Genomic DNA, 23,865 nt, shown 5'->3' on the forward strand with positions numbered 1-23,865 from the left:
TTCTACTCAAACTCTTCAAAGAGAGAAACGAGAATGACGTTGGAGAAGAGAAAGCCTTCAGGATCACTCAGTTGTAGTCGCCCAGAATCCGGCAAGGTTGCTAGAGAAGGCGCGATCGCCTCATTTAGACCAGAACGAACCACCACCCAACCTTTCTGATGAAACGGCTGTAGACACGCCCAAACTTGCTGCATTGTCTCTCTACCAAACTGCTCAATCAGCGCCGACAAACTTAAGCCTTCCGCTAACCGCAAACCCAGCATCAGCGTATCGAGAAGAATGTCTGAAGTCTGTAGCTGGCTTTCGCTTTGCAGTGGGATGGAGGATGAGGGAGACGGTTCTGGCTTTCCCCACTCCCTACTCCCCACTCCCCGCTCCCCACTCCTTTGCCTTTCCCCCACCCACTCATAGTATTCTCGCGTCTTGCGGGGGCGGCAGAAACGGTCATGCTCTATGTAGCTTGTTGCGCCCATGCCAAAGCCATAGAACGATCGGTTCTCCCAGTACACGCGATTGTGGCGGCACTGGTAGCCCGGTTTGGCGTAGTTAGAGATTTCATAGTGGTCGTAGCCTGCTGCTGTAAGTAATCGTTGTGCAGTGCGGTACATCTCAGCCGTGGTTTCATCGGACGGTAGCGGTTGCATCCCCGGTTTGTACTGCTTCCCAAACGCGGTGATGGGTTCAATCGTGAGGTCATAGCAAGAGAGATGAGTGGGCACAAGGGCGATCGCCGTTTCTAACGACGCTTGCCAATCTGCCAACGTTTGGTGCGGTAAGCCAGAAATTAAGTCCAGGCTGAAGTTCTTAAAGCCTGCTTGCTGCACCCACTCCACAGCCTGGTATACATCTGCGACGGTGTGCGATCGCCCACAGGCTTGCAACAGTTCTGGCTGAAATGCCTGCACGCCAAGGCTCACCCGGTTTACGCCTGCTGCTCGATAGCCTTGCACTTGCGCCAGGTCAAATGTGCCAGGATCAATCTCCATCGAGATTTCAGCACCCGCAGCAATGCCAAACTGTTGGTTGAGCGTGTCAAGAATCTGGCTCAGTTGCTCAACGGATAGCAACGAGGGTGTCCCACCGCCAAAGAAAATCGTTTGAAGCGGTTTGCCGAAGGACGCAGTGCCACGAATTTCTTGACGCAGAATTTCAACGTAGCGGGCGATCGTACCAAACGTGCCACTTTGCAACGGCTCAGATTGCAGCTCATTGGTTCGAGCTACGGGTGGGCGATCACCAACGATCGAAACTGCAAAATCGCAGTAGTAGCAACGCCGCCGACAAAAGGGAATGTGGAGGTAAGCCGCTTCCGGCAAGGCGGAAAGGTTAATTGTTTCCTTAGAGTCTGCCGCAGACAAAAGCATTGCAGTACGAAGAGTATAATGAAGCCATGCCGCCTGACTGCCATGCCAGTTGAATTACTGCATTCGCTTGAATTGCCGAATTCGCCACGCTACTGACCCGACTGCGCTTACTGGCTCGACATCCAGATCGGTTATTCCTCAATCCTTTCAAAGGTTTGGAATCAGTCCCCCAACCAACCTGAGCTTATGCTTGACGCTATTATTATTCTTTCATTTATCCTAGCAGGGGCGGGGATCGGTTTTAACGGCATTGAAGAGTTGCCAGTGAGCGCCTTGCAGCAAGTGACCAACGAAAGCGCTTTGCGCTGGGTAACGGCTGGCTTTGGTGCTTTAATTGGTTTTGCGATCGGCTTAGTTGTGCAAACAATGTATCGGCGCTTCGAGCGGCGGTTTCGTGCCTTGCCAGCCGATGTACTTTTGAGCCGCGCTGTGGGTCTAGTCATTGGGTTGCTAGTGGCAAACTTGATGCTGGCACCGATTTTTCTACTGCCGATCCCACCTGAATTCTCTTTTCTCAAGCCTTTGGCAGCCGTACTAGGTAGCATTCTCTTCTCGTTTTCGGGGATCACGCTGGCAGATACTCACGGTCGTGCCTTGCTGCGATTGATCAATCCAAATACGGTTGAAACAGCCCTGTTAGCAGAAGGAACATTCAAGCCTGCGTCTACCAAGGTATTAGATACAAGCTGCATTATCGACGGTCGCATTGAAGAACTGCTGAACACGGGGTTTGTGGAAGGGCAGATTCTGGTGCCTCAGTTCGTGCTAGCAGAGCTACAGCAGGTTGCCGATGCCTCTAGTGACATTAAGCGTGTGCGGGGTCGTCGTGGGCTAGATATTCTCAATCGGATGAAGGAAGCTTACCCCGATCGCATCATCATCCATTCTGCTGACTATGAGGATGTGCCCACAGTTGATGCCAAGTTAGTGCGTCTAGTGCAAGAAATCAACGGCACTCTTCTGACAAATGACTACAACTTGAACAAAGTAGCAACGGTGCAACAAGTGCCCGTCCTTAACATCAACGACCTGACTCAAGCTGTCCGTCCGTCCTACCTTCCTGGTGACAGTCTTGACCTGAAGATCTTGAAGGAAGGCAAGGAGCCGACTCAGGGCGTGGGCTATTTAGACGATGGCACAATGGTGGTTGTTGAAGAAGGTCGCAGCTTTGTAGGTGGCGAGTTGCAGGTGATTGTCACTAGCGCTCTGCAAACATCAGCGGGACGCATGATTTTCGCTCGACCAAAGGCATCTATGCTTGCGTCTTAAGCGCTTGTTTTGATGCCACGATCGCGCCAAAAGCCCTGCACTCTCTGTAGTCAAACTGCTTCCCGGCTCTACCGTGTCAAGCACGATGCATCGGGAGCATGGGTTTTCGTATGTCCAGAATGTTGGACAAAAATCAGCCAGAACAATCCCTTTTATGTGTACGGCGGCACCTGGAAAGCCAGGAAAAGCAGCTAACTAAGAAGCCATTCGCCTACTGCAACGTTGTTTTAGAAACAATGCGGGTCTTCTTGCGATCGCCCTCCGAGAGTTCTTCCCCTGCCTGAAGCTTGGTGGCATTTACTTGTAGCACTGTGGCAGCGCCCTGATCGCCCATTTGCAAAGCAGTTTTGGCAGCGGTTTGCAGCATGGTGGCGGCTCCTGTGCGATCGCCCTGCTGGAGCTTGGTTTCGGCAATTTGCGTTTGTCGATACTTTGCCAGCGCCAGAATATGCTGCTGCACGTCGGCGTTAAGCGCTGGTTGGTAGGGTGAGACGGTATTAGCAGTAATGGTAAGCGTCTCAGAGAGTAAGGCTTCTTTGCTATAGGCAGGATCGTCGTAACGAATTTGAACGTGAGCAATCGGTTGTTCGCCTGCTGGCAATTTACCAATGTAGAGATTTGCCAGCACTACTCTAGGTGCATCCACCATCAAATCGCCCAGACGCACAAGGTATTTCCCAGCTTCTTGCTGTACCGTTAATTCGATCGTGTCGGGTGCCACTTGGGCGATCGGCTTCATCTCTGCCAACCGCACATCGGGCGCTAGAGTTAACAGCAGATGGGCATTCGTCAGCCCTACAGACTGCATTCGGGTAAAGAGTCGATCAAACTCCGCCACTGCCTGTTCTGGGTATTGAATAAACGACAGCGTACCGCCGCCTGCATCCGCAATTTTTTCCAGCACATCCTGATTCCACCGATCGCTAAAGCCAAGCGTATTCAGCGTCAGATTATAGTCAGTTGCCAGCTTTGCCAGCTTCAAGCAGCGATCGTTATCGCCATGTTCATTCTCGCCATCGGTCAGCAAAAATGCCTGAGAAACCGTGTCTTTCTTGCCTTTTGCTAATTCTTCAATACCCAGCCGCAAGCCTTCATCGATCGCCGTACCGCCCCCTGCTTTTAGCTGGTTAATTTGCAGCTTAATGCTGGCAGGGTTGTCAATGACCTCATTGGGCACCAGCACCTTTGCTTTGTGGTCAAACGCTACCAGCGTAAGACGATCGCCGGGTGAAAGTCGATCAACAAGCCGAATCGCTGCCTGCTTCACTGTATCTAGCGATCGCCCACTCATCGAGCCACTGTGATCCAGGATCAGGCAAAGATTCAGCGGCACGCTGCGGCTTAAGGGTTCTGCAATCGCTGCGATCGAAACCGAAAGCTGACGCTGGCTATTCACTTGAGCAGCATCGATATTCGCATCATTCAGAACAGACTGCAAACCAACTTTCATGGCGCAAAACTCCTGGTAAAGCAAAGGGCAAACAATGATCGCCTGGTTAATACCTAGAATAGGCGAAGTGCCAGGGGTTCGGTCAGGAAGAACGCCCTGGGATCGCTAACCATAAGCAGCCAGGCGAAAAACCCAATCCCCTTCACCCTTCACCTCTTTACCTTTTCACCCCTTCCCCTCTCCACCTCCTCACTCCTCCCCCCTTACTGCTCCACAGTGCCAACTGTCACGCTAGTATGTAAAGACAGCGCCAATGCGTCCGATGACACACGTTCAGGCAATACGTTCCAGGCAACCCTGCTATGACTTCATCCATTCAAGCCGCACAGTCTCCTTACTATGGTGGTGGTGATTCCTTCTATCGCACACCGCCACCCGATTTGCCCTCCTTGCTGCTGAAAGAGCGGATTGTTTACCTGGGAATGCCGCTGGTGCCTGCTGTAACTGAGTTGATTGTGGCAGAACTGCTTTATCTTCAGTACGAAGATCCCGAGAAGCCGATCAAAATCTACATCAACTCTACAGGTACCTCGCGTTACGATGGCGAACCAATCGGGTTTGAAACCGAAGCGTTTGCTATCTGCGACACCATGCGCTACATCAAACCGCCTGTGCAAACTATTTGCATTGGTTCGGCGATGGGTATGGCAGCAATGCTGCTCTCCGCAGGCACGAAGGGGTACCGTGTCAGTCTGCCAAACGCTACGATCGTGCTTCATCAGAGCAAGAGTTATGCACGTGGGCAAGCGACGGATATTCAAATTCGCGCCAAAGAAGTTCTAGCGAACAAAGCGACGATGGTTGAAATCTTGTCTCACAACACAGGTCAATCGATCGAACGAATTGCCAAAGATATGGATCGGCTCCTCTATATGTCTCCTGAACAGGCAAAAGAATACGGACTGATCGATCGTGTCCTTGAAAGCGAAAAAGACATCCCCGTACCACTACCGGCTGGCATCATTTAGCGTTGCGAGCTTTGAGTTACCGCACTGAACTCAAAACTCATCACTTAAAACTCAAAACTATCTAACAACGGAGCTTCTTATGCCAATTGGTGTTCCCAAGGTTCCCTACCGTATGCCGGGAGAGCCTTACACACAGTGGATTGACATCTACAACCGTCTTTACCGGGAGCGCATTATCTTCCTGGGTAAAGATGTTGATGACGAAATTGCAAACCAAATCGTGGCTGTAATGCTCTATTTGGATTCTGAAGATCCAGGTAAGGATATCGTGCTGTATATCAATTCTCCTGGTGGCTCTGTTACCGCAGGGATGGCGATTTACGACACCATGCAGCACATTAAGTCTGATGTGGTGACTATCTGTGTGGGTCTAGCTGCTTCAATGGGTTCTTTCTTGCTGGCAGCAGGCGCAAAAGGTAAACGGCTCGCCTTACCCCACTCACGGATCATGATTCACCAGCCGTCTGGTGGCACTCGTGGGCAAGCAACTGATATCGAAATTGAAGCACGGGAAATTATCCGTATCCGACGGCAGCTTAACCAGATCTATGCCGATCGTACGGGGCAAGCACTTCCCAAAATTGAGAAGGACATGGATCGCGACTACTTTATGTCAGCAGAGGAAGCGAAAGAGTACGGTTTGATCGATCGTGTGATTGAATCTGCTTCCTAAGCCCTTCCTGTTTGCATCTTTTTTCTCAGTAGTGGCAGAATCTAGTAATTCTGCCATTTTTCATCTTAATGAACCTTGCAGAGTGTTATCGCATCTTAGGGCTAAAGTCTGGTGCATCGTTTGATGAGATCAAAGCATCCTATCGACGGCTGGCAAGGCAATATCATCCAGATGTCAATCCAGGAAATCGGCAAGCGAAAGAAAAGTTCATTGAGCTAACCGAAGCTTACAAATTTTTGCTGTCTGAAATGGGTAGCAGTGAGCCTGCGCCAAAGGCGGGTCAGGCTACTGCACCAGGAAAAGCACCAGCCGCCCCGGTGGCTGGCGATATCCGCATTACGCGCAAGCAGCCTCCCCTGCAATTCACAAATTTGTCGCCCTTGGAGCAGCAGCTCAAGACCAACTCCTACCAGCAGTTGCAGCAGTTGCTAAAGGAGCAGCGTTTTCCACGGGCGATCGCCCTTATTGAAGGGTTAGCCCGTCGCCTTCCGCAAGACTCAGAGGTAAAGCAATGGCAGGCGATCGCCTATCAACGGTGGGGGCGGCAGCTTATTCAAGAGCGCCAGCTTGACAAAGCTAGAATTTATCTAAAGAAAGCGCTTCGCACCGACCCGCACAACCGCTCTCTATGGGCTGAGGTTGAGCGTGATTTTCGTTATATGGAAAACCTTTTCAAATAACCTTTTTCAGGCACACTGATGCCTTGCTTTTGGTTCATGAGCCTTTCACGAGCCACTATCAACCGCTCGACCTTTCGAAAGTTCATATTGGACGTGCGTTCTCAGACATATTTTGATACTATGAGTTAAGTGGAGTTCATCCGATTGGAGGATTCCAGTCAAGAAAAATATTTTTTGTAAGAGTTTTTCTACCTCCGTTTAAGAGCGGTTTTGACGATACTTCACTGTTTTAAAGCTTTATAAAGTCACTGATTGCGCTGAATACGCTTATTGAGCAATTTTATAGCTGCCTGACCTAAGCCTTGATAACGCTTGAAGGGTACTTAATTTCCCTGGTCAACACAGCATAAATTGCATTCATCCATTTGAAAGCTACAGGGTTTTCTGAGTGATTGCTGTCTCACATCGTCCCGTCAAACGTCAGTGGAACACGGTTAGCTTTGCTTCTACGCTTTACCTGATTCCAATTCTTGACATTCTTCTGGAAGAAATTCCACATCGCTGGAAAGCCGAAGTACGTTTAGGATTGCAGGAAGCTTTAGTAAACGCTGCTAAGCATGGTAATGCTTTAGACCCTAGTAAGACAGTACTCGTTCGTTTTTCAGTTGTTGCGAACCATTATTGGTGGGTTATTTCAGATCAGGGTGTTGGTTTTCAGCCCTCTTATGTTTCTGAAGCCGAGCTTGAACAAGTGTTGCCCTGCGACGAACAGGAGTGCGGTCGTGGGATGTATCTTTTGCACAAGATTTTTGACCAGGTTCAGTGGAACTCCCAAGGCACTGAGCTGAGACTCTGTAAGCGTGTAAAAAGTCCCAGCAGAGCGCCACTGTTGCTGTAAGCCTACTCTTGTACAACTGCTAATAGTTGTTTCGGTAGGCAGCGATCGGTAATTCTGGCTTTAGCTTGCGGAACCAGGCGTTACAGTAGAACCGCTGGAAACAAAGTGATACGGCGGTAGGGCAGCTCCTAAGACTAGCTGTAACTGAGGGTATTGCTGCTGTAAGGCTTGGATGAAGTCGCAGAGCTGCTGTTCATGATCGCGATTAACTAGTAGATGCATTGCTTTTACGCCAGTGGCATCCTGGCTACCGCAGTATTCAGGATAGGTTTGAAGCACTGCCTGCTCGATTTGCTTGATCGCTGCTTGCTGTTGCTGTTGATACAACAGTTGTTGTTGATACTGCTGCTTTTTGGCAAGAAAGTAGTTTTTCCCTTTAATTTCGGGTGCAATCACTGCGTCTGGTGGCTCCACAAGCATGAGTTTCAGAGTGTATTCGGCTTTCCCGTTCAAATGGGTTAGCTGGCTCAAGTATGCTTGCTGATATGTCTCTAGATGCGCGGACAAGCCTTGTAAGGAGTTGAAGCATGTACCAAAGCGCAACGGCAGGATTGTTGACTTCAAACACAGGCTACGGATGACGCGATCGTGCGCTAAGGCAGCTTGCACTAAAAGCGTGTCATCTTGTTGCAGAGGCTCTAGAGAGACGGCTGGTTCGACGATCGCTGCTAGTTGGTCGACCGTAACCATCTGTACAGTTCCAGCAATACCTTGTGGAAGTTCTAAGGGGGTAAACGGTGTTTGACAAAAGGCGTAGGTGTACATCAGGGTGTATCAGCAAAAAAGACAAGGCTTAAACTAAGCGTCATTGTCCCAGATTGCCAGTCTTGCTCAACGTCTTTCAGCCAGTCAACTGCAAAACCATTGACTAACAACTGCTGTTCCGGTGAGTTATCACAAAGCTGCTCTAAATGGTCTGCCAACGTTGCGATCGCGGTTGGTTGCTGGCAAAAGGCTGCAATACAAGATTGAACGATTGCGTCCCTTGGTAGCGGCGCTACAGCCACTGGTACCGCTCGCCCGGTTGATAAATCAAGTGTGTAACTCAGTTCAGGTGCTGTTATTTGCAGCACTGCCAGCAGTCGCAGTGTTCCTTGCTGCCACTTTTCTCCTGGCTGTAGCACCTGCGCTGGCACGCCTCCCAATAGTTGTGTCATCTCATATGTATGGCGTGTCAGTGACCACAATAGTTTAGGTGCAAGTTCGTCCAGCAGTAATGTCGGTTGCTGTAACCCAATGCCAATCAGTCTCGTTTGGTGAGCAAGCGCAAGGAGCGCAGCTTGCACAATGGTTGTAAGTTGCTCACTCTCATTAGTGTGGCTAAATTGACGTTGGAGTAGGCAGAGGCTTTGGGCAAGCTGTTGACGGGTAATCTGTTGAATGTAGGGTGCTAAAAGTGTTGCATCGCTTGCGCGTACAAGCGCGGCTGGACTAAGCGATTGCCCCAATGCTTTGACTATAGCTACCTGAGCCATCGCGATCGTGCCGTTGATCTGCGTCTCGTCCTCCATCAACTCTGCTTCGATTGGCTCAGCATGGCTTTGTATCGCCTTGCTGTTGTCGAGATCTAGCACTTGAGCCGTAAATTCAAAGCCAAACCGTAATTGAAGCTTGCCTGCTTGCCAACCCGCACCAGGTTGTAAGAGTTCGACTGCCACCCCTTGAAGGAAGCCTCCTAACCCAGTTTCACTTTGTAGTAGCTGTAGAATCGCTTGAAGTTGATACTCAACCTGACAGAACGTATCGCTTCCGTCGTTAGCAGCGCCAGTATAGACAGACTGTTGCAGTGGGAGCGCCTGTTCCTCTGACTGGATGATCGAACTCGATTCAAGCAGACCCTCCGCAGGTTCCCCCGTTGCCAAATCGAAGCACCAGCGTACAGTGGGCGCTTCTACCTCTAGCATAACTACCAGGCGCAGCATACCAGTAGCCCATCCGGTCTCTGACTGCCAGCACCTACCTCTAACACCTTCAATAAGGTGCATCACGCTGTAATCGCTTCGAGCAATCCGCCACAGCAAAGAGGGGATCAAAGTTTCGATCGCGATGAAGGAGTACAGTTTGCTCTCCGAAAGACTTGAAGATAGAAGCGTTGAGGCTAAGGGGGTGAGGGGATCAGATGTTTGAGGTGTAGCGTTTTGAGTGGCGGGTGGCGTTGCTGCACAAAAGCTGTTGGGGCTGATCGGCACTTCTTCACGTTGCAAAGCTTCCAGCACGTCATAGGCTTCTTCACTGACATAGGGGAGCAACGCTTCGATCGCGCCAGGTAATGGTGAGGGTACGCCTTCTAAAAAGAATGGTTGGGACGATCGCAGCGTGGTAATTATTTCCATTAAGCGCTGCATTGCTAACAGTGCTGAATCAGAAAGATTGGGCACTGAAGGTAGCTGGCAAAGCGGGTTCACAAGCTTGAGCACAGTTTGACGCACGGTTTCCAGTGTGAAGGATGTTTCAGAGTGCTGGGTAGCCGTGCTGTCGGACAAAATCACGGACGGCTGCGAAAGTTTGGGCATAATCTCTGGTTCACTAATGTGCTGTCAAAACGTGTGAGGCATTGCAAGGTGTCAAAAACAACCCAAGAACCGTCCTTTAAGCTGTCAAAGTAGAAGCGACAGGCGATCGGGTAACTTAAGAGTGCCCATTTCAAGACGGCTTTATGATTTAGGTACGCCTTTTCTTGTTGCGATTTGTGATGCTCAGGTTGTGTGGCAATCGCCTAAGTCAATCCGGCAACCATAACGGTTCAGTGAAAATGTTGTGCATGGTTCAAGGCTTCACCGATCCATCAGCATCACTAGCGCAGAACTTCTACTGTAAGCCCCTCCGTTTTGGCGTTAAACCGTGATGGCTCGGTCAGAATGCCCAGCAACACTTACAATTTTGAGTGTGCAGTCAGGTTCACTTAGGACTGGCTCACTTAATGCCTAGCTAGATTACGCCATGCCCTTTCTTCACGTCTGCGTCATGTCTCTGCTTGACTTACCGATCGCCGCTCAGTTCACCTCCCCCGGTCCCATGCTGTTCGAGTGGGGAGCCTTTGCCGTACGGTGGTATGGTTTTTTGATTGCCTCTGCGGTGCTCATAGGCGTGACGCTGGCTCAATATTTAGCCCATCGTCGTGGTGTTAACCCAGAGTTATTAAGCGATCTGACATTATGGCTGGTGATCGCGGCAATTCCCAGCGCACGGCTGTACTACGTCGCGTTTCAATGGCAGGAGTACGCCCAGCATCCTGATCAGATTCTTGCTATATGGAAAGGGGGGATCGCTATCCACGGTGCTATTTTGGGTGGGTTAGTAGCTAGTCTACTCTTTGCCCGCCTCCGTCGGATTGCGTTCTGGCAATTAGCAGATTTAGTCGCGCCCTCGCTGATTTTGGGACAGGCGATCGGACGATGGGGAAATTTTTTCAACTCGGAGGCGTTTGGTCGTCCAACAGACTTACCCTGGAAGCTCTACATTCCGTTAGAACGCCGCCCGACTGGCTATGAGAGCTTTGAGTACTTCCATCCGACCTTTCTCTATGAATCAGTCTGGAACGTAATGGTCTTTGGTCTTCTGATCGCGCTCTTTTTTTGGGGCTTGAAAGCAAAAGCTAGACTAAAGGTTGGCACACTGTTTTTGGTCTACTTAGTGACTTATAGCTGCGGTCGCTTGTGGATTGAGGGTCTGCGCACTGACAGTCTGATGCTAGGGCCGTTACGCATCGCGCAGGTTGTTAGTCTTACCCAAATTGCGATCGGCATCTTTGGCTTGATTTGGCTCTACATCCTGCATCGCCCCTTACCAGATGTTGTAGCCACACCACGAGAGAACGATCATTCAGAGCCTTCGCAGCAGTCCAACAAGACGTTATAGGCGCTAAAACTAGGCACGACGTGGCTGAAATGCCAAAAAAACACCCCAGAGCTAGGCTCCAGGGCGAAATCAGGGTGCATCTACCACTCCATACTTCGTTCATACTGCGATCCGTCCGGAGAAAACGAAGCACGCTGCTATTTTTTAAGCGCTAGTAGTCTAGCCTTTTGGTCAGCGGTCAGTAGTCAGTTAAAGAACTCAAAGCTTGCCAGCGCAAAGCCTTTCTCGCAGAACACTACATGAACTGCATGAAAGAACGTGGAGGCTACTAACAGATTCAATCATTCAAACTCTATCCTGTGACTAACTCATCCATTCAGGACTGTTCATTCTCTCTTCCAGCGGCTGTTTACATCGTGGGTGCTGGACCCGGTGACCCAGAATTACTCACTGTCAAAGCACAGCGCCTTTTAGCTCAGGCGAATACGATTTTGTTTGCTGATTCGTTGGTGCCCGAACAAATTCTGCAAGTGGCTCGTCCTGACGCAGAACTCATTCGTACCGCGCACCAAACACTGGAGGAAATACTGCCGCTTATGGTGTCGCGAGTGCAGGCAGGACAGTCTGTGGTGCGTTTACATTCAGGCGATCCTAGCCTTTATGGAGCGATTCAGGAGCAAATGCAAGCGTTGTTAGAGGCAGGCGTACCGTTTGAAGTCGTACCAGGGATCAGTGCGTTCCAGGCAGCAGCAGCAAAGCTACGGGTTGAGCTAACGGTGCCAGGGTTAGTGCAGACAATTATTCTAACTCGCATCAGCGGTCGTACTGAAGTACCCTCAACTGAAGAATTGGCGGCTTTGGCAGCCCATCAAGCCAGCCTATGCCTTTACTTAAGTGCGAAACATATAGACACTGCAACAGCAAAGCTAAGGCAGCATTACCCTGCCGAAACGCCAGTTGCCATCTGTTTTCGCTTAGGTTGGCAAGATGAAAAAATTTGGCTGGTGCCATTGTCAGAGATGGCAGTAACGACTCAGCGAGAGGGCTTGAGACGAACAACGCTGTATGTGATTAGCCCAGCACTTGCTGCCGCAACTATACCTAACACAGTAACGTGTGATTGGCATGGCAGCGATCGCCCACCGACCCGCTCGAATCTCTACAATCCCACTCACGCCCATCTCTTCCGCCCTGCAAAACAGTGAAAGCTTCTCTTTGTACAAAGTGAACAATGTACGAGTGAACAACGCCAGCAAGAAGCAGACGCTTCGTTAGCGTTTTCGGCAGTTCATTTTGCGATCGCCCAATTCTCCGGATTCGCTCCTGTTGGCTGTGTTGTAAATCCTATGAAGCACTCATAGGTATCAGACCCGTCGGCGATGCTGACGGGTTTTTCATTATCAAACTTGTTGACAGCCTGGCTACTTTTCAAACCTATGTATTCAGCAAAGCTGTAAGAATGGATCTCATCCTCCCTCAGCCTACCAATGTTATGAAAGCCCTCGCGATCCTGCTTACATCTCTTTTACTCTCTGTCTGGATTAGCGCGATCGCGATTCTTGCGATTCAGAACTTTACCCCTGTTTCGCTACGATTTTTGGGCTTTCAATCGATTGAGATTCCAGTCGGCTTAGTGCTGGCATTTAGCGTTGGGCTAGGCTTGTTAGGCACCGCGATCGCTCAACCATTGCTAGGATTCTCCAGCTTTCAGCGAGACAATGAGGACTATTGAGACCGTTACGGAGAGCCGTGCGTTCTGAGTTCGCCGCTTCAACTCGTTAATTAACTCGTTTTACAGTGCGTAAACCTGCCCATCAATCAGTAGTCGCGTGATGCCCTTTGCCTGAAGATGCGACGACGTTTTTTGTAGCACTTGCCCATCAGGAAGCTTGATTACTCGCTGTGTCCGAGGATTGGAGTAACGTTTAGCGATGCGATGATTATCAAAGATCGGCAACGTTTTCTCTAAAGTCTCTGCTTCTGGAATTTGACCTAAATCGCCAAATTCTTTCAACGGTCGGGCAATTAACTCAGCTGCTCGATCGACCACTAAATAACAGGTACGCGGCAGTGACGCTTCCGCTAGGGGTAGCACCTGCACCAGCATTTTGCCAGCGATACGACTGCCAACCAGTAATGACCCATTTTCCAAGTCGTCATCCAGGTCATCGTCGTCTAAATCGTCGTCATCCAGCTCGTCTAAATCGTCGTCATCCAGGTCTTCTTCCTCCAGATCGCCTGTCAGATCAACCCCATCGTCAAGTAACGCTGTGCCTTCAACAATCGCAGCAGCCGTTGGGCGATCGTCAGCAGGGAGATCAACTAAGGGAATGATTGCTGGCTCGTTAGCGTCTGGTACAGCTTCTTCCAATCGACTTGCAGCTGAGCGATCAACTCGTTCTGGCATCTTCGATCGAATCGTCGGTGGCGCAATTGAAGCAACTGGTTCAGATGGGGCTAAGGAACGTTCTGGTTCAGATGGGGCTGAGGAACGTTTTCGTAAGCGCCGCCCATTTGCATTAGCAGGTTCAGGCTCATCCACTGCCATTGTAGGGGCAGCTAGAGACTCATCGACCCGGATGGGAGGCAAGGATGGTATCACGACGCTCGCAGGTTCAGCGTCTAGCGGGGTTTCAACTTCAATGGCACCTGCGTCCACAACTGTAGATACCGGCTCCTCAACTATAGATAGCGGCTCTTCTGGTGCTGGCGATTCGGTCGCAATGCTTGTAAGCGGCTCGGTGTCTAGTAAGGAGGGAGGGAGCGACTCGATCGAAGAACGCCCGCCACGCTTTTGCTGAATGAGCGTTTCGTATTCTGCCTCAGAGAAGCTAGTTTTAAGGATGCGGCTAATGGTGCTGTTGCTGACACCATAACGGCTTGCCAGGGTTGACGTGGTCTCCCCTGGTTGCCGATAGAGCTGCAACATTTCCTGCTTATCAGAATCAGACAGTTTTCGAGAGGTCATGCTTTAGGCTACGGATAGAACAAGCCACTTGCCTCATTCTATGCTGAACCGCCATCAATCTGAGGACAATTGCTGCATTGAAGGGAAAGTAGACACATCATTTGCAGTCGTTCGCAGTTTGGCTAACGCGATCATGTTGAAAGGGCAGATCGTCTATCGTTGTCCTATAACGAGGCACGTCTGCGCCCACTTGATCGGCTACGGGCACGGCTCGACAGATCATGCTCCAGTGCAGCGCCAATGCCAAACAGCACACCGCTAAACACCCAAAACACCTCTAAAAAGCCGCCACTTTGATAATTTGGTACGTACGTTGTTGTGTACTTGAACCAAATGTCCGCAATATAAAGCGAAAAGGCAGCGGCGGCAATCATACGCCAGGATTGAGCAAACCGTCCGCCCCAGAAGGCTAGCAGCAGTGTCGTTGCAAGAATCAATAGCAACACATCGCAAACAATGTAAAAACCATTGACGTAGGACTTCAGCGGGTCCAACACATTCTCTAGGGATTTAACCCATTCTGGTGGCTCTACTTTCGGCGCAGCAAGGGCGGCTGGAGCCGTTGGGGTTGCGGCTTCAACAGTGAGCGCATTCTTATCCGCAGCCGCAGGCACAGGTGCAACGGCAGGTGGTGTTACAGGAGATGCCACAGCAGCAGGCTTTGGTTTGGCGGCAGGCGCAACTTTCGGACTGGCTTTGACTACAGGCTTCGTCGTTGGTCTGGTTGCAGGAGCAGTCTGTGCCGCAACAGGCTGTATCAGCAAGGATTGGGTCACGTTGCCACCTGCAGGGGGTGAAGAAACAAACCATGCAATCACAATGCTAATGGCGGCAATAATCGCGACGACTCCCCACTGCCACATCTCCAGACTCAAACGTCTAGAAGAAACCGCTAAAATGATGCCCAGAATCAGAAAAATATAGGTCAGGATGTAGAAAAAATCGCCGGGTGAAACGGCAGCATCCTGTCCAAGTACTGTTTCCCAATAGAAGAACAGCAGTCCACCCAGGAAATAGAACGATACCCCCAGCCCAATGCAGAGCCAGACATTACGACCACTAACAATCTGTGGGCTACGCCAGTTTCTGAAGCAGAGCCATGCTGCTGTTAAATAAGCCACTTCTTCAAAAACAGTGGTGCCGATCGCATACCACTGTGGTCGGTCTTCTCCTGGTAACGACACGCTAAAGAGTAGAAAGAAGAGAAGCGCCAGCACTGCCCAGACAATTTGAGCCAGGACGAGCGTCTGTACCGAGGGGAACGCTTTGGGAGAGCTAGATGATTTGTCCAAGGAACTGCCTACCAAACTTCAAAAGGGTGACGAACATGGGCTGTTGGACAGATGACTCAACAAGGGTGCCTGCTGCAAGACTCGCATCGTAATCGAAAGTAGCAGTGATGACGCAAAGCGGGAACATTTCTTCAAGCTCATAGCCAGACGACGTTGCTTTGTAGAACAAAAACAATAGAGCAGTTGTTTTTTAAGTGGGTTCAACTCTTCAGAAAATGCTTGACAGACTACTAGCGCCACATTTTACCTAAAGGTGACTGATTGAGCCAAGCCTGAAAGACTGTGCGATCGTTGGGTGAAAGATCTTGCAATGTGTCGATCGCTCGTTCTGCAAACGTAGTATTTCCGAAATATGCTTTTCCTATTCGGTGCAGCTCTTGTAACAGTGTATTGAGGTGGTGCTCTTGCCAGGGTGGAATATGAGCCGCATCTAGAGGATCAACCGTCAGCAGATACTTGAGCGCGTCTGGTGAGTCTGCCTGGGGAAAACGCCACTGCTTAAACACCTCGGCAATATCCTTCTGAAATAGCCCTGCCTGACGATTACCAAGCAAATCTTCAATATCAATGTAAAGCGCTTGCAGCATCAACAGGCACGCCCTGATGTAGATCGGTGTTGCCGCTGTATCTCCTCCACCAGCTTCGGTATCGGCTGCCAGTTGCTCTATGCGAATCTTGCCCCAAACGCTATAACGCTCAGGCTCTTCCAACAGCACACAAGCTTTACCCTGGTTGTCGGTAAGATCGCGCCAAAATGTTTTGGCATCTTCCTCCTGGCTAGCGTTGAAGACACTAATCAGGCGAAAGGTCTGCCCCTGATAGGTAAGGATCGGGATTTGCTGATCCCGCTTGGGGTGCTGGATACTGGTAATCTCAACATCCTGCCTCTTCAGAATAAACATGACGCTGCCAATTAACTCCTGTCGGGGCTGGGCGTTTAGGCGGGATCATCTGAAACGATCTCGCCAGTGGGAAAAGGAGGTAGTTTGATAAATGCGATAACAGTTAACAATGAGTTGTGACGTTGGGCTAGGAAAACTGTACCTTAATCAATTCCCATTTTTGAATTGGTAATTGACATTGCTGCAAAGATTAAAGTCTTTTAAGGTTGCTAACGCAACTTAATGTGTCATAACAAAAGAGTTAAAACGCCAGAACGCGTAATGGGGTAGCTCCGACTAAAGGGCTTTTTGATAAATTAACTAGATAGAAAAGCGTTGATGTCATTAGCTAGCTCCATCAAGGCGATCGCGCAGATAGAGTCAGAGTAGCGCAGAAACCAAAAGTTGAGCATGGTTTATTACCAAAGTCCCAACTGAGTAGTTGAGCTTTGTACCCTAACGGCTGTTTGAGTCTTGGTGTTAGACTGCCTGTGCCTTCAGCTTTTCCCATCGTCTCAGTGCTTTGTCTTAAGTCAATCGTCTTGATCCAGACGATCGCTCAAAAATCAGAGCAGACGTAGGGGGTTCTTGGTTTATGCTGGTCAATATAGCGATACGTCATATAAGGACCCTTAGCTCAGTGGATAGAGCAACCGCCTTCTAAGCGGTCGGTCACAGGTTCAAATCCTGTAGGGTCCGCTTACGTTTCAAGGCTTCTAGCCCTTTTCTGGTAAAGTCGAAAACGGCCAGAAACGACCGTAAAAGTAGGGGACATTAGGGGATGCTAGCAACGCTGTGCTGGCAAGACCTAGCGTCGCACGACTACAGGTGTGCCAATTTTCGCCCAGTTGAACAGCCAGCCAGCGTGATCAACTGCTAAATTGACGCAACCGTGGCTGACGGGCGTGCCAAAGCGGTGGTGCCAATAAGCTCCATGAATGGCATAGTTGCCGTCGTAATACATGGTGTAAGGCACATCAGCAATATCGTAATCAGCGCCTCTCATACGGGCAGAACGATTGCGCGTCTGAATGGCAAATACTCCAGTCTTGGTTGGTGTTGAAGCTTTGCCTGTAGAGATCAGAATGGCGTAGACAGGTGTTTTGCCTTCCCGAGCGATGAGGCGCTGACTGGAAAGATTTACCTCAATCCACCGCTGCTTTGATTGTTCGAGCCGACGCACTGAGGTGGCGATCGTGTTGGTTTGTGCAATCAGCATGGGGGCACTCACGGGCGGCATAGCCTGTACTGACACAGGCAAGATGGCAGTACCGATAAACACCAACAAACTCAGGCTTTGCTTGAAACCGCGTGGTGGCAACATGATCGTTCGCTCTCTGTAGATTGTTTTATACATTCCTATCTACAGTTTTTCCTGTTTAATGACTAATAATTGGCGAGTGTTTAAAGCGGCTTCATGGTCAGCAGCCTCTTTAGCGTTTAAGGTTCACGATCTGTTGCCTTAGGGCTAGTAAGACAATGCACTAGCACCTTTGCTTGTTGGGCGATCGCATCCCAGTTGCCGTCCGCCACTGCCTGTCTGGGGAATAACTGACCCGAAAGCCCAACGGCAACAGCACCAGCTGCTAAAAACGATTGGGCATTTGCCAATGTGACACCACCTGTGGGAATTAAGGGAATGTTGCCCAATGGTGCTTGCAAGCTTTGAATGTAGGCTGCGCCACCCAATGCCTGCACAGGAAAGACCTTAACGCTGCTTGCTCCTGCCTGCCACGCGCTGACAATTTCGGTTGGGGAAAGGGCACCAGGGATAATGGGTATGTTTTGTGCCACGGCAAGCTGGATCAACCTGGGAGCGACATGAGGCGTGAAGAGGAACTGGGCACCGGCTGCGATCGCATCTCGAAGCTGCGTTTCGTTCAGCAATGTACCTGTTCCGATCGTGCAGTGAGGTAAGTCCTGACGCAGTTGATCAATGAGTGTCGAGGCGCGATCGCTATTCCAGGTGATTTCGATCAGCCGCATCCCTCCTGCTGCGACTGCCTTTGCCATTTGGTAGCCGCTTTCATACTGTGCCGCACGGATCACTGCGATCGCTCGAAACGTTTTTAGCAGGACAAGCCAGTCTTGAGGCATGGTAAGGTATTGCACAAATAAGGTAGTGCACAAAATAGGTGTAGTTGTCGATTAAAGAGCCGCAACTTACCACACCAAAACTATAGAGCGGTCAGCGATTATACTTAAGCTGTCGACGCACTAAACAATGCTGTTTAGGAGTCTGTAAGCCAGTAGTGTACCAACAAGCTGCGGTGCAACTGGTCTTTTCACGCAAGTTACTCCAGGGTGAAGCCTTCCTAGTTTTGTAACCCTATTAGCCGTTTTCCGACCCTTTCAGCCGTTGCTCAAGAGGTTCGCACCAGCCCATGAACTACGCCTTACCAGAAAACGTTTTGCAACTGGCAACCAACCGCCGCCCTTTGGAGCGATCGCTGCTGACCAAAATTGATGCGCTTAAAGAGAGGCTAGATACCTTCACCGTCGTTGACTCACAGAGCGAAACGGTTGGGGAAGTACGCAACCTGGTACTGTATAAACAGCAACTTCATTTGGTAATCGTACAGCCTGATATGCATTGTCACTGGCGCTTTGTGCTTTTGGGTAGCTCGTTGGTGCAGCGGATCAGCCTGGTTGATCGTACTTTAGTGATGCAGATAACCCAGGCAGATATGAGCTATTTGCCAGAACAGCGATCGCTGACGGAGCGTTCTAGCCGTAGATATCATGCCAGCACCTTTGCGTCTGTGATCGCACCTGTTAGCCAATTGCCAGCATCACCAACGATCGAGCAAGCACCTATGACTTTGCTGGCACCGATCGCGCTACCAACACATGGGAAGGTTAAAGAACCGCTACTCCTTGAGCATCCTGCAACACCCAAAATGGTTGCACAGGTAGTTGATGAGCTAGGTGAGCGAAACCCCAACAATGCAGCCAACTCCAAGCAGTACGTTACTGCTTACCCTGCTCGTCGTGACAGCGCAGCGCATCCTGGTTAGAGCCGCTTAACAGTGGGGGATGCTGAAAGATGAGCTTTGGGTTGCAAGCGTAGAGCCTTCTTAGAACTTACAACTCAAAACTCATATTAACCCGGCAGCTTTTGTTCCTACGTATTTTGAAATTGCGCCATGATTGCGTAGGGTGCTGTTAGCGACAGCGTAACGCACAGAGACATGGGTTAGCGGTGCGTTACGGCGATGCCTAATAGCACCCTACAGCTCTACAGCTTATGCAAGATAAAATATCGCCAGGTTAATAGCACCCACAAACTAGGCAGCTACTCTCTCCATTTCAGATGCATACTGCCCTAGCGATGCCGCGCTATTGCATTTTGCACGACGATACAACTCTTTTTGAGCCGCAGAAATATTAGCATCCTCGCCTTTCCAGGCTTCTAGCGCTGCTTGATGAAGCGCACGACCGTAAGAAAAGGTGAGCTTCCACGGCAGTTGGTCTTTGAAAGTAGCATTCATGGCATTGAGATGAGCGGTTGCTACTTCATCGCTCTGCCCGCCAGAGAGAAATGCACAACCAGGAACGGCAGCAGGCACTCGCTCTCGCAAGCACTTGATGGTTAAGCGAGCCACGTCTTCCACACTCGCCTGTTGAGGGCAATCTTGACCAGAGATAACCATACTCGGCTTAAGAATCATTTGATCAGGTTCGACACCCTGAACGTAAAGTGCATCAAAAACGGCTTTGAGTACATCGTGATGCACGGCATAACTGCGCTCTAGCGTATGGTCGCCATCCATTAGTACTTCAGGCTCAACGATCGGCACCAATCCGCCTTCCTGACAGAGCGCGGCATACCGGGCAAGAGCATTCGCGTTTGTGTCGATACAGCGGTGAGACGGAATGCCATCGCCAATTGTAATGACGGCACGCCATTTCGCAAAACGAGCACCCATTTTGTAGTATTCAGCAATGCGATCGCGCAAGCCGTCCAGACCTTCGGTTATCGTCTCGTCAGGAGACTTAGCCAGCGGTTTTGCGCCTGCATCGAGCTTGATACCGGGGATGATGCCAGCTTCTAGCAGCAACTTGGTGAACGGCTTACCATCCTTTGTTGCTTGGCGAATCGTTTCGTCGAATAGAATCACGCCGCTTAAGAACTCACCGATGCCAGGAGTGGTAAAGAGTGCTTCGCGGTACGCCCGTCGCTTTTCTTCTGTTGTGGGAATGCCGATCTTTTCAAAACGCTTGTTGGCTGTACCGTAGCTTTCATCAGCCGCCAGGATGCCTTTACCCGGAGCGACCATTGCCTTTGCTGTGGCGATTAATTCTTGGGTATACATGGTTTGAACCTCTGTCGGGGGCAATGCATCAGCAGAGCTAGCCAATGCTTCTTAAGCCTAGCTAATCTTGCAAAATCCTTCCGTTTGCTGCATTACTCTTGAGCAGTCAACAGTCAATGTAGAGTTTATGGCTCAAAGCTCAAGCCTGAAAGCTAATACAGCGTCAAGGTTTACCAGTTAGAAAGATTTACCCATGTGGTTTGAAAGAAATTAGGCGAATAGCGAGAAGGCTTTCATCCCTGTCTCGGAGCGTAGAGCGATAGAATGGGAAAGATTATTTTTTCCTGTCTCTATGCCCGATCGCGCCAACGGTTCCAAGACTAACGGTTCTAAACAGCCTGTAGCGGAGTCACATGATGGTCATCCTGCCAGTCATGCTGTTGCTCAAAATACGATTCGCATTCGAGGGGCACGACAGCATAACCTGAAGGATGTTGATCTGGAGTTGCCGCGCGATCGCCTGATCGTGTTCACAGGTGTATCTGGCTCTGGCAAGTCATCTCTGGCTTTTGACACCATTTTTGCCGAAGGGCAGCGGCGCTATGTCGAGTCGTTGAGTGCGTATGCCCGCCAGTTTTTGGGACAGGTGGACAAGCCCGATGTTGATGCGATCGAGGGCTTAAGCCCCGCCATCTCGATCGACCAGAAATCTACGTCGCACAACCCACGCTCAACCGTCGGTACTGTCACCGAAATTTATGACTATCTGCGGCTGCTGTATGGACGGGCAGGCACGCCCCATTGCCCTCACTGCGATCGCGCCATTTCGCCCCAAAGCATTGACCAGATGGTCGATCGGGTGATGGAACTGCCTGATCGCACCCGCTTTCAAGTTCTTGCTCCTGTTGTACGTGGCAAGAAAGGCACCCACAAAAAGCAGATATCCAGTCTGGCAGCCGAAGGCTTTGCGCGGGTTCGCATCAACGGCGAAGTGCGAGAGCTGAGTGACTCGATCGATCTAGATAAGAACCAGTCGCACACGATCGAGATTGTGGTCGATCGCCTAATCAAAAAAGCGGGCATTGAAGAACGCCTGACAGACTCCCTTGGCACCTGTCTGAAGCATTCTGGCGGCATTGCGGTAATTGACATATTGCAGGAGGAGTCAGCTACTAAAAGCCAGGATTCCGGTAGCAATGTGGTCGAACTCCCCACTGGCAAAGCCCTTCGTGCGGCTGAGAAAGGTGGCGACTATGGCACATCTGCTCCTACGCCCCAGGCTCCGCCTCCTACGCCCCTCGTCTTTTCTGAGAACTTCGCCTGCCCTGAACATGGCGCCGTGATGGAAGAGCTGTCGCCTCGCTTGTTTTCCTTCAACTCGCCCTATGGAGCCTGCCCTGCTTGCCATGGCTTGGGTAGCCATCGCAAGTTTTCGGCAGAGTTGGTTGTGCCGAACCCGGATTTGCCTGTATATGCGGCGATCGCGCCCTGGTCAGACAAAGACAACACCTACTATCTCTCGCTGCTCTGTAGTGTGGCGGCGGCATTTGGCTTCGATATTCAAACGCCCTGGAGTCAGCTCACCGACGAACAGCATCAGGTGTTGCTGCATGGCTCGAAGGAGGCGATTTGGATTGAGGTGGATTCTCGCTACCGCCAGAATAAAGGTTACCAGCGTCGGTATGAAGGCGCTTTGCCATTGCTAGAGAAGCAATACCAGGAAGCTAACTCAGATGCTTACAAGCAAAAGTTGGAGCAATATCTGGTTGATCAACCTTGTGCAGATTGTCAGGGCAAGCGGCTCAAACCAGAAGCGCTGTCGGTGCGGTTGGGACAATTTCAAATTGCTGACTTAACGAGCGTCTCCATTCGTGATTGCCTGAATCAGGTAAACAGCATTGAGTTGAGCGCACGGCAGGCACAAATTGCTGATCTGGTCTTGCGTGAGATCAAAGCCCGCTTGCAGTTTTTGCTGGACGTAGGGCTAGAATATCTCTCTCTGAATCGCACAGCGATGACGCTTTCGGGCGGTGAGGCGCAGCGTATTCGGCTGGCAACCCAGATTGGCTCGGGCTTAACTGGTGTGCTCTATGTGCTGGATGAACCCAGCATTGGGCTGCACCAGCGAGATAACGCCCGCCTGCTAAAGACGCTGACCCGTCTCCGCAATCTGGGCAATACGCTGATCGTTGTAGAGCACGACGAGGAAACGATTCGGGCAGCCGACCACATTGTCGATATTGGTCCCGGTGCTGGTGTCCACGGTGGACGGATTGTTTCACAGGGCAGTCTGGAAACGATGCTGAATACGCCGGATTCGCTGACGGGGGCTTATTTGTCAGGACGAGAGGTGATTGCTACCCCTGCCCAGCGTCGATCGGGCAATGGTCGTGCCCTCAAAATCCGCCATGCCTATCGCAATAATCTCAAGCACGTTGACGTTGATATTCCGCTTGGTGCTCTCGTTTCGGTTACAGGTGTCTCTGGCTCGGGCAAATCGACGCTGATTAATGAATTGCTCTATCCCGCCTTGCAAAATCACTTTGGTAGCAAAATTCCACAACCAAAGGAAATGGAGCCAATCGGTGGTTTAAGCGCACTTGACAAGGCGATCGTGATTGACCAGTCGCCGATCGGTCGCACCCCACGATCCAATGCTGCTACCTATACGGGTACATTCGATATCATCCGTGATGTCTTTGCTGAGACGATCGAGGCAAAAGCCAGAGGTTATAAGCCGGGTCAGTTTTCCTTTAATGTCAAAGGCGGACGCTGCGAAGCCTGTGGCGGTCAGGGTGTGAATGTCATCGAAATGAACTTCTTGCCTGACGTGTACGTGCAGTGTGAGGTGTGCAAAGGTGCCCGCTACAACCGTGAGACGCTTCAGGTGAAGTTTAAAGGGAAGTCGATCGCTGATGTTCTGGGTATGACCGTCGATGAAGCGCTGGAGTTTTGCAAAAACATTCCTCAGGCAGCAGCACGGTTGCAAACCCTGGCAGATGTGGGTCTGGGTTACGTCCGGCTTGGACAAACTGCACCGACCCTTTCTGGTGGCGAAGCGCAGCGGGTTAAACTAGCAACCGAACTATCGCGTCGTGCCACAGGCAAAACGCTGTATCTCATTGATGAGCCAACGACCGGACTGTCGTTTTACGATGTCCACAAGTTGCTAGATGTGCTGCAACGACTGGTAGATAAAGGCAATACCGTCCTTGTTATCGAACACAATCTAGACGTAATCCGTTGCTCTGACTGGATTATTGACCTAGGACCCGAAGGCGGCGATCGGGGCGGCGAAATCATTGCTGTCGGCACTCCCGAAAACGTTGCCGAACACCCGCACTCCTATACAGGGCACTACCTGAAGCAGGTGCTACAGCAATACCCCCCTGTACCTGTAATGGCTTAAAGCCGTTTGCCAAGACCGA

General features: G+C 50.6%; 20 protein-coding genes and 1 tRNA gene. 11 read left to right on the plus strand and 10 right to left on the minus strand.

Going from position 1 to position 23,865, the window contains the following annotated elements; all coding sequences use genetic code 11:
• Positions 1 to 2 precede the first annotated feature (2 nt).
• Positions 3 to 1,358, minus strand: a complete 1,356-nt coding sequence (gene hemW, locus H6F76_RS21210; RefSeq protein WP_242036783.1) for a radical SAM family heme chaperone HemW — start codon at positions 1,356 to 1,358, stop codon at positions 3 to 5.
• 192 nt (positions 1,359 to 1,550) lie between these two features.
• Between hemW and H6F76_RS21215 the strand changes: the two genes are divergently transcribed.
• Positions 1,551 to 2,633 (plus strand): PIN/TRAM domain-containing protein, encoded by a 1,083-nt coding sequence (locus H6F76_RS21215; protein ID WP_190448972.1) that lies wholly within the window; start codon positions 1,551 to 1,553, stop codon positions 2,631 to 2,633.
• A gap of 211 nt (positions 2,634 to 2,844) precedes the next feature.
• Here the strand turns inward: H6F76_RS21215 and H6F76_RS21220 are convergent, their stop codons facing one another.
• On the minus strand, positions 2,845 to 4,083 hold the full coding sequence (locus tag H6F76_RS21220) for a VWA domain-containing protein (protein WP_190511307.1): 1,239 nt from the start codon (positions 4,081 to 4,083) through the stop codon (positions 2,845 to 2,847).
• 302 nt (positions 4,084 to 4,385) lie between these two features.
• Between H6F76_RS21220 and H6F76_RS21225 the strand changes: the two genes are divergently transcribed.
• The 4 genes from H6F76_RS21225 to H6F76_RS21240 all read left to right on the plus strand — a co-directional run bounded on the left by H6F76_RS21225 (position 4,386) and on the right by H6F76_RS21240 (position 7,242).
• A complete protein-coding gene (locus H6F76_RS21225; protein WP_190448971.1) occupies positions 4,386 to 5,051 on the plus strand; it encodes an ATP-dependent Clp protease proteolytic subunit in 666 nt (221 codons plus the stop codon).
• 79 nt (positions 5,052 to 5,130) lie between these two features.
• Positions 5,131 to 5,724, plus strand: a complete 594-nt coding sequence (locus H6F76_RS21230; protein ID WP_199305252.1) for an ATP-dependent Clp protease proteolytic subunit — start codon at positions 5,131 to 5,133, stop codon at positions 5,722 to 5,724.
• Between the two features lie 68 nt (positions 5,725 to 5,792).
• Positions 5,793 to 6,404, plus strand: a complete 612-nt coding sequence (locus H6F76_RS21235; RefSeq protein WP_190511309.1) for a J domain-containing protein — start codon at positions 5,793 to 5,795, stop codon at positions 6,402 to 6,404.
• 388 nt (positions 6,405 to 6,792) lie between these two features.
• The gene (locus tag H6F76_RS21240; protein ID WP_190448969.1) at positions 6,793 to 7,242 is read left to right on the plus strand and encodes an ATP-binding protein; all 450 of its coding nucleotides are present in this window, start codon (positions 6,793 to 6,795) and stop codon (positions 7,240 to 7,242) included.
• 60 nt (positions 7,243 to 7,302) lie between these two features.
• Here the strand turns inward: H6F76_RS21240 and H6F76_RS21245 are convergent, their stop codons facing one another.
• Both H6F76_RS21245 and H6F76_RS21250 read right to left on the minus strand, forming a co-directional pair.
• Complete coding sequence (locus H6F76_RS21245; protein ID WP_190511311.1) at positions 7,303 to 8,007, minus strand: GvpL/GvpF family gas vesicle protein; 705 nt, start codon at positions 8,005 to 8,007, stop codon at positions 7,303 to 7,305.
• Positions 8,007 to 9,755 carry a hypothetical protein gene (locus H6F76_RS21250; protein ID WP_190511312.1) on the minus strand — a complete coding sequence of 583 codons (1,749 nt, stop codon included), beginning with the start codon at positions 9,753 to 9,755 and terminating at the stop codon, positions 8,007 to 8,009. The genes H6F76_RS21245 and H6F76_RS21250 overlap by 1 nt, the downstream gene beginning before the upstream one ends.
• 451 nt (positions 9,756 to 10,206) lie before the next feature.
• On the opposite strand from H6F76_RS21250, the gene lgt reads away from it, so the two are divergent.
• The 3 genes from lgt (at position 10,207) to H6F76_RS21265 (ending at position 12,772) form a co-directional block, all read left to right on the plus strand.
• Positions 10,207 to 11,100 carry a prolipoprotein diacylglyceryl transferase gene (gene lgt / locus H6F76_RS21255; protein ID WP_190511314.1) on the plus strand — a complete coding sequence of 298 codons (894 nt, stop codon included), beginning with the start codon at positions 10,207 to 10,209 and terminating at the stop codon, positions 11,098 to 11,100.
• 299 nt (positions 11,101 to 11,399) lie between these two features.
• Positions 11,400 to 12,245 (plus strand): precorrin-4 C(11)-methyltransferase, encoded by an 846-nt coding sequence (gene cobM / locus H6F76_RS21260; protein ID WP_347276087.1) that lies wholly within the window; start codon positions 11,400 to 11,402, stop codon positions 12,243 to 12,245.
• Between the two features lie 287 nt (positions 12,246 to 12,532).
• Entirely contained in the window at positions 12,533 to 12,772 is a 240-nt protein-coding gene (locus H6F76_RS21265; RefSeq protein ID WP_190448965.1) for a lipopolysaccharide assembly protein LapA domain-containing protein, read from the plus strand.
• Between the two features lie 60 nt (positions 12,773 to 12,832).
• Here H6F76_RS21265 and H6F76_RS21270 read toward each other — a convergent pair whose 3' ends face one another.
• The 3 genes from H6F76_RS21270 to H6F76_RS21280 all read right to left on the minus strand — a co-directional run bounded on the left by H6F76_RS21270 (position 12,833) and on the right by H6F76_RS21280 (position 16,202).
• Positions 12,833 to 14,008, minus strand: coding sequence for a helix-turn-helix domain-containing protein (locus H6F76_RS21270; protein ID WP_190511316.1), 1,176 nt, complete (start codon positions 14,006 to 14,008; stop codon positions 12,833 to 12,835).
• 164 nt (positions 14,009 to 14,172) lie between these two features.
• On the minus strand, positions 14,173 to 15,300 hold the full coding sequence (locus tag H6F76_RS21275; RefSeq protein ID WP_199322275.1) for a hypothetical protein: 1,128 nt from the start codon (positions 15,298 to 15,300) through the stop codon (positions 14,173 to 14,175).
• Between the two features lie 230 nt (positions 15,301 to 15,530).
• Positions 15,531 to 16,202 (minus strand): Npun_F0813 family protein, encoded by a 672-nt coding sequence (locus tag H6F76_RS21280; protein WP_190511320.1) that lies wholly within the window; start codon positions 16,200 to 16,202, stop codon positions 15,531 to 15,533.
• Between the two features lie 605 nt (positions 16,203 to 16,807).
• On the opposite strand from H6F76_RS21280, the gene H6F76_RS21285 reads away from it, so the two are divergent.
• Positions 16,808 to 16,880 (plus strand) — tRNA-Arg (locus H6F76_RS21285).
• Positions 16,881 to 16,989: 109 nt separating this feature from the next.
• Here H6F76_RS21285 and H6F76_RS21290 read toward each other — a convergent pair.
• Together H6F76_RS21290 and H6F76_RS21295 are read right to left on the minus strand one after the other, a co-directional pair.
• Positions 16,990 to 17,400 (minus strand): L,D-transpeptidase, encoded by a 411-nt coding sequence (locus tag H6F76_RS21290; RefSeq protein ID WP_242033503.1) that lies wholly within the window; start codon positions 17,398 to 17,400, stop codon positions 16,990 to 16,992.
• A gap of 221 nt (positions 17,401 to 17,621) precedes the next feature.
• Entirely contained in the window at positions 17,622 to 18,278 is a 657-nt protein-coding gene (locus H6F76_RS21295) for a bifunctional 4-hydroxy-2-oxoglutarate aldolase/2-dehydro-3-deoxy-phosphogluconate aldolase (protein WP_190511322.1), read from the minus strand.
• A gap of 287 nt (positions 18,279 to 18,565) precedes the next feature.
• On the opposite strand from H6F76_RS21295, the gene H6F76_RS21300 reads away from it, so the two are divergent.
• Entirely contained in the window at positions 18,566 to 19,198 is a 633-nt protein-coding gene (locus H6F76_RS21300; RefSeq protein ID WP_190511324.1) for a hypothetical protein, read from the plus strand.
• A 270-nt stretch (positions 19,199 to 19,468) separates the two neighbouring features.
• Here the strand turns inward: H6F76_RS21300 and H6F76_RS21305 are convergent, their stop codons facing one another.
• Positions 19,469 to 20,497 carry a class I fructose-bisphosphate aldolase gene (locus H6F76_RS21305; RefSeq protein ID WP_190511325.1) on the minus strand — a complete coding sequence of 343 codons (1,029 nt, stop codon included), beginning with the start codon at positions 20,495 to 20,497 and terminating at the stop codon, positions 19,469 to 19,471.
• A 292-nt stretch (positions 20,498 to 20,789) separates the two neighbouring features.
• On the opposite strand from H6F76_RS21305, the gene uvrA reads away from it, so the two are divergent.
• On the plus strand, positions 20,790 to 23,846 hold the full coding sequence (gene uvrA, locus H6F76_RS21310) for an excinuclease ABC subunit UvrA (RefSeq protein ID WP_190511328.1): 3,057 nt from the start codon (positions 20,790 to 20,792) through the stop codon (positions 23,844 to 23,846).
• Positions 23,847 to 23,865 lie beyond the last annotated feature (19 nt).

The organism is Leptolyngbya sp. FACHB-321, from assembly GCF_014695975.1.
Classification (GTDB): domain Bacteria; phylum Cyanobacteriota; class Cyanobacteriia; order Leptolyngbyales; family Leptolyngbyaceae; genus Stenomitos.

What these genes read in the sequence shown, in the direction of transcription:
- H6F76_RS21230 (WP_199305252.1), top strand. Translation starts at nt 5,131, where the DNA reads ATGCCAATTGGTGTTCCCAAGGTTCCCTACCGTATGCCGGGAGAGCCT.
- H6F76_RS21225 (WP_190448971.1), top strand. Translation starts at nt 4,386, where the DNA reads ATGACTTCATCCATTCAAGCCGCACAGTCTCCTTACTATGGTGGTGGT.
- H6F76_RS21215 (WP_190448972.1), top strand. Translation starts at nt 1,551, where the DNA reads ATGCTTGACGCTATTATTATTCTTTCATTTATCCTAGCAGGGGCGGGG.
- H6F76_RS21305 (WP_190511325.1), bottom strand. Translation starts at nt 20,497, where the DNA reads ATGTATACCCAAGAATTAATCGCCACAGCAAAGGCAATGGTCGCTCCG.
- H6F76_RS21290 (WP_242033503.1), bottom strand. Translation starts at nt 17,400, where the DNA reads ATGCTGATTGCACAAACCAACACGATCGCCACCTCAGTGCGTCGGCTC.
- H6F76_RS21220 (WP_190511307.1), bottom strand. Translation starts at nt 4,083, where the DNA reads ATGAAAGTTGGTTTGCAGTCTGTTCTGAATGATGCGAATATCGATGCT.
- H6F76_RS21270 (WP_190511316.1), bottom strand. Translation starts at nt 14,008, where the DNA reads ATGACCTCTCGAAAACTGTCTGATTCTGATAAGCAGGAAATGTTGCAG.
- H6F76_RS21265 (WP_190448965.1), top strand. Translation starts at nt 12,533, where the DNA reads ATGAAAGCCCTCGCGATCCTGCTTACATCTCTTTTACTCTCTGTCTGG.
- H6F76_RS21250 (WP_190511312.1), bottom strand. Translation starts at nt 9,755, where the DNA reads ATGCCCAAACTTTCGCAGCCGTCCGTGATTTTGTCCGACAGCACGGCT.
- H6F76_RS21295 (WP_190511322.1), bottom strand. Translation starts at nt 18,278, where the DNA reads ATGCCTCAAGACTGGCTTGTCCTGCTAAAAACGTTTCGAGCGATCGCA.
- H6F76_RS21245 (WP_190511311.1), bottom strand. Translation starts at nt 8,007, where the DNA reads ATGTACACCTACGCCTTTTGTCAAACACCGTTTACCCCCTTAGAACTT.
- H6F76_RS21280 (WP_190511320.1), bottom strand. Translation starts at nt 16,202, where the DNA reads ATGTTTATTCTGAAGAGGCAGGATGTTGAGATTACCAGTATCCAGCAC.
- H6F76_RS21300 (WP_190511324.1), top strand. Translation starts at nt 18,566, where the DNA reads ATGAACTACGCCTTACCAGAAAACGTTTTGCAACTGGCAACCAACCGC.
- uvrA (WP_190511328.1), top strand. Translation starts at nt 20,790, where the DNA reads ATGCCCGATCGCGCCAACGGTTCCAAGACTAACGGTTCTAAACAGCCT.
- lgt (WP_190511314.1), top strand. Translation starts at nt 10,207, where the DNA reads ATGTCTCTGCTTGACTTACCGATCGCCGCTCAGTTCACCTCCCCCGGT.
- H6F76_RS21235 (WP_190511309.1), top strand. Translation starts at nt 5,793, where the DNA reads ATGAACCTTGCAGAGTGTTATCGCATCTTAGGGCTAAAGTCTGGTGCA.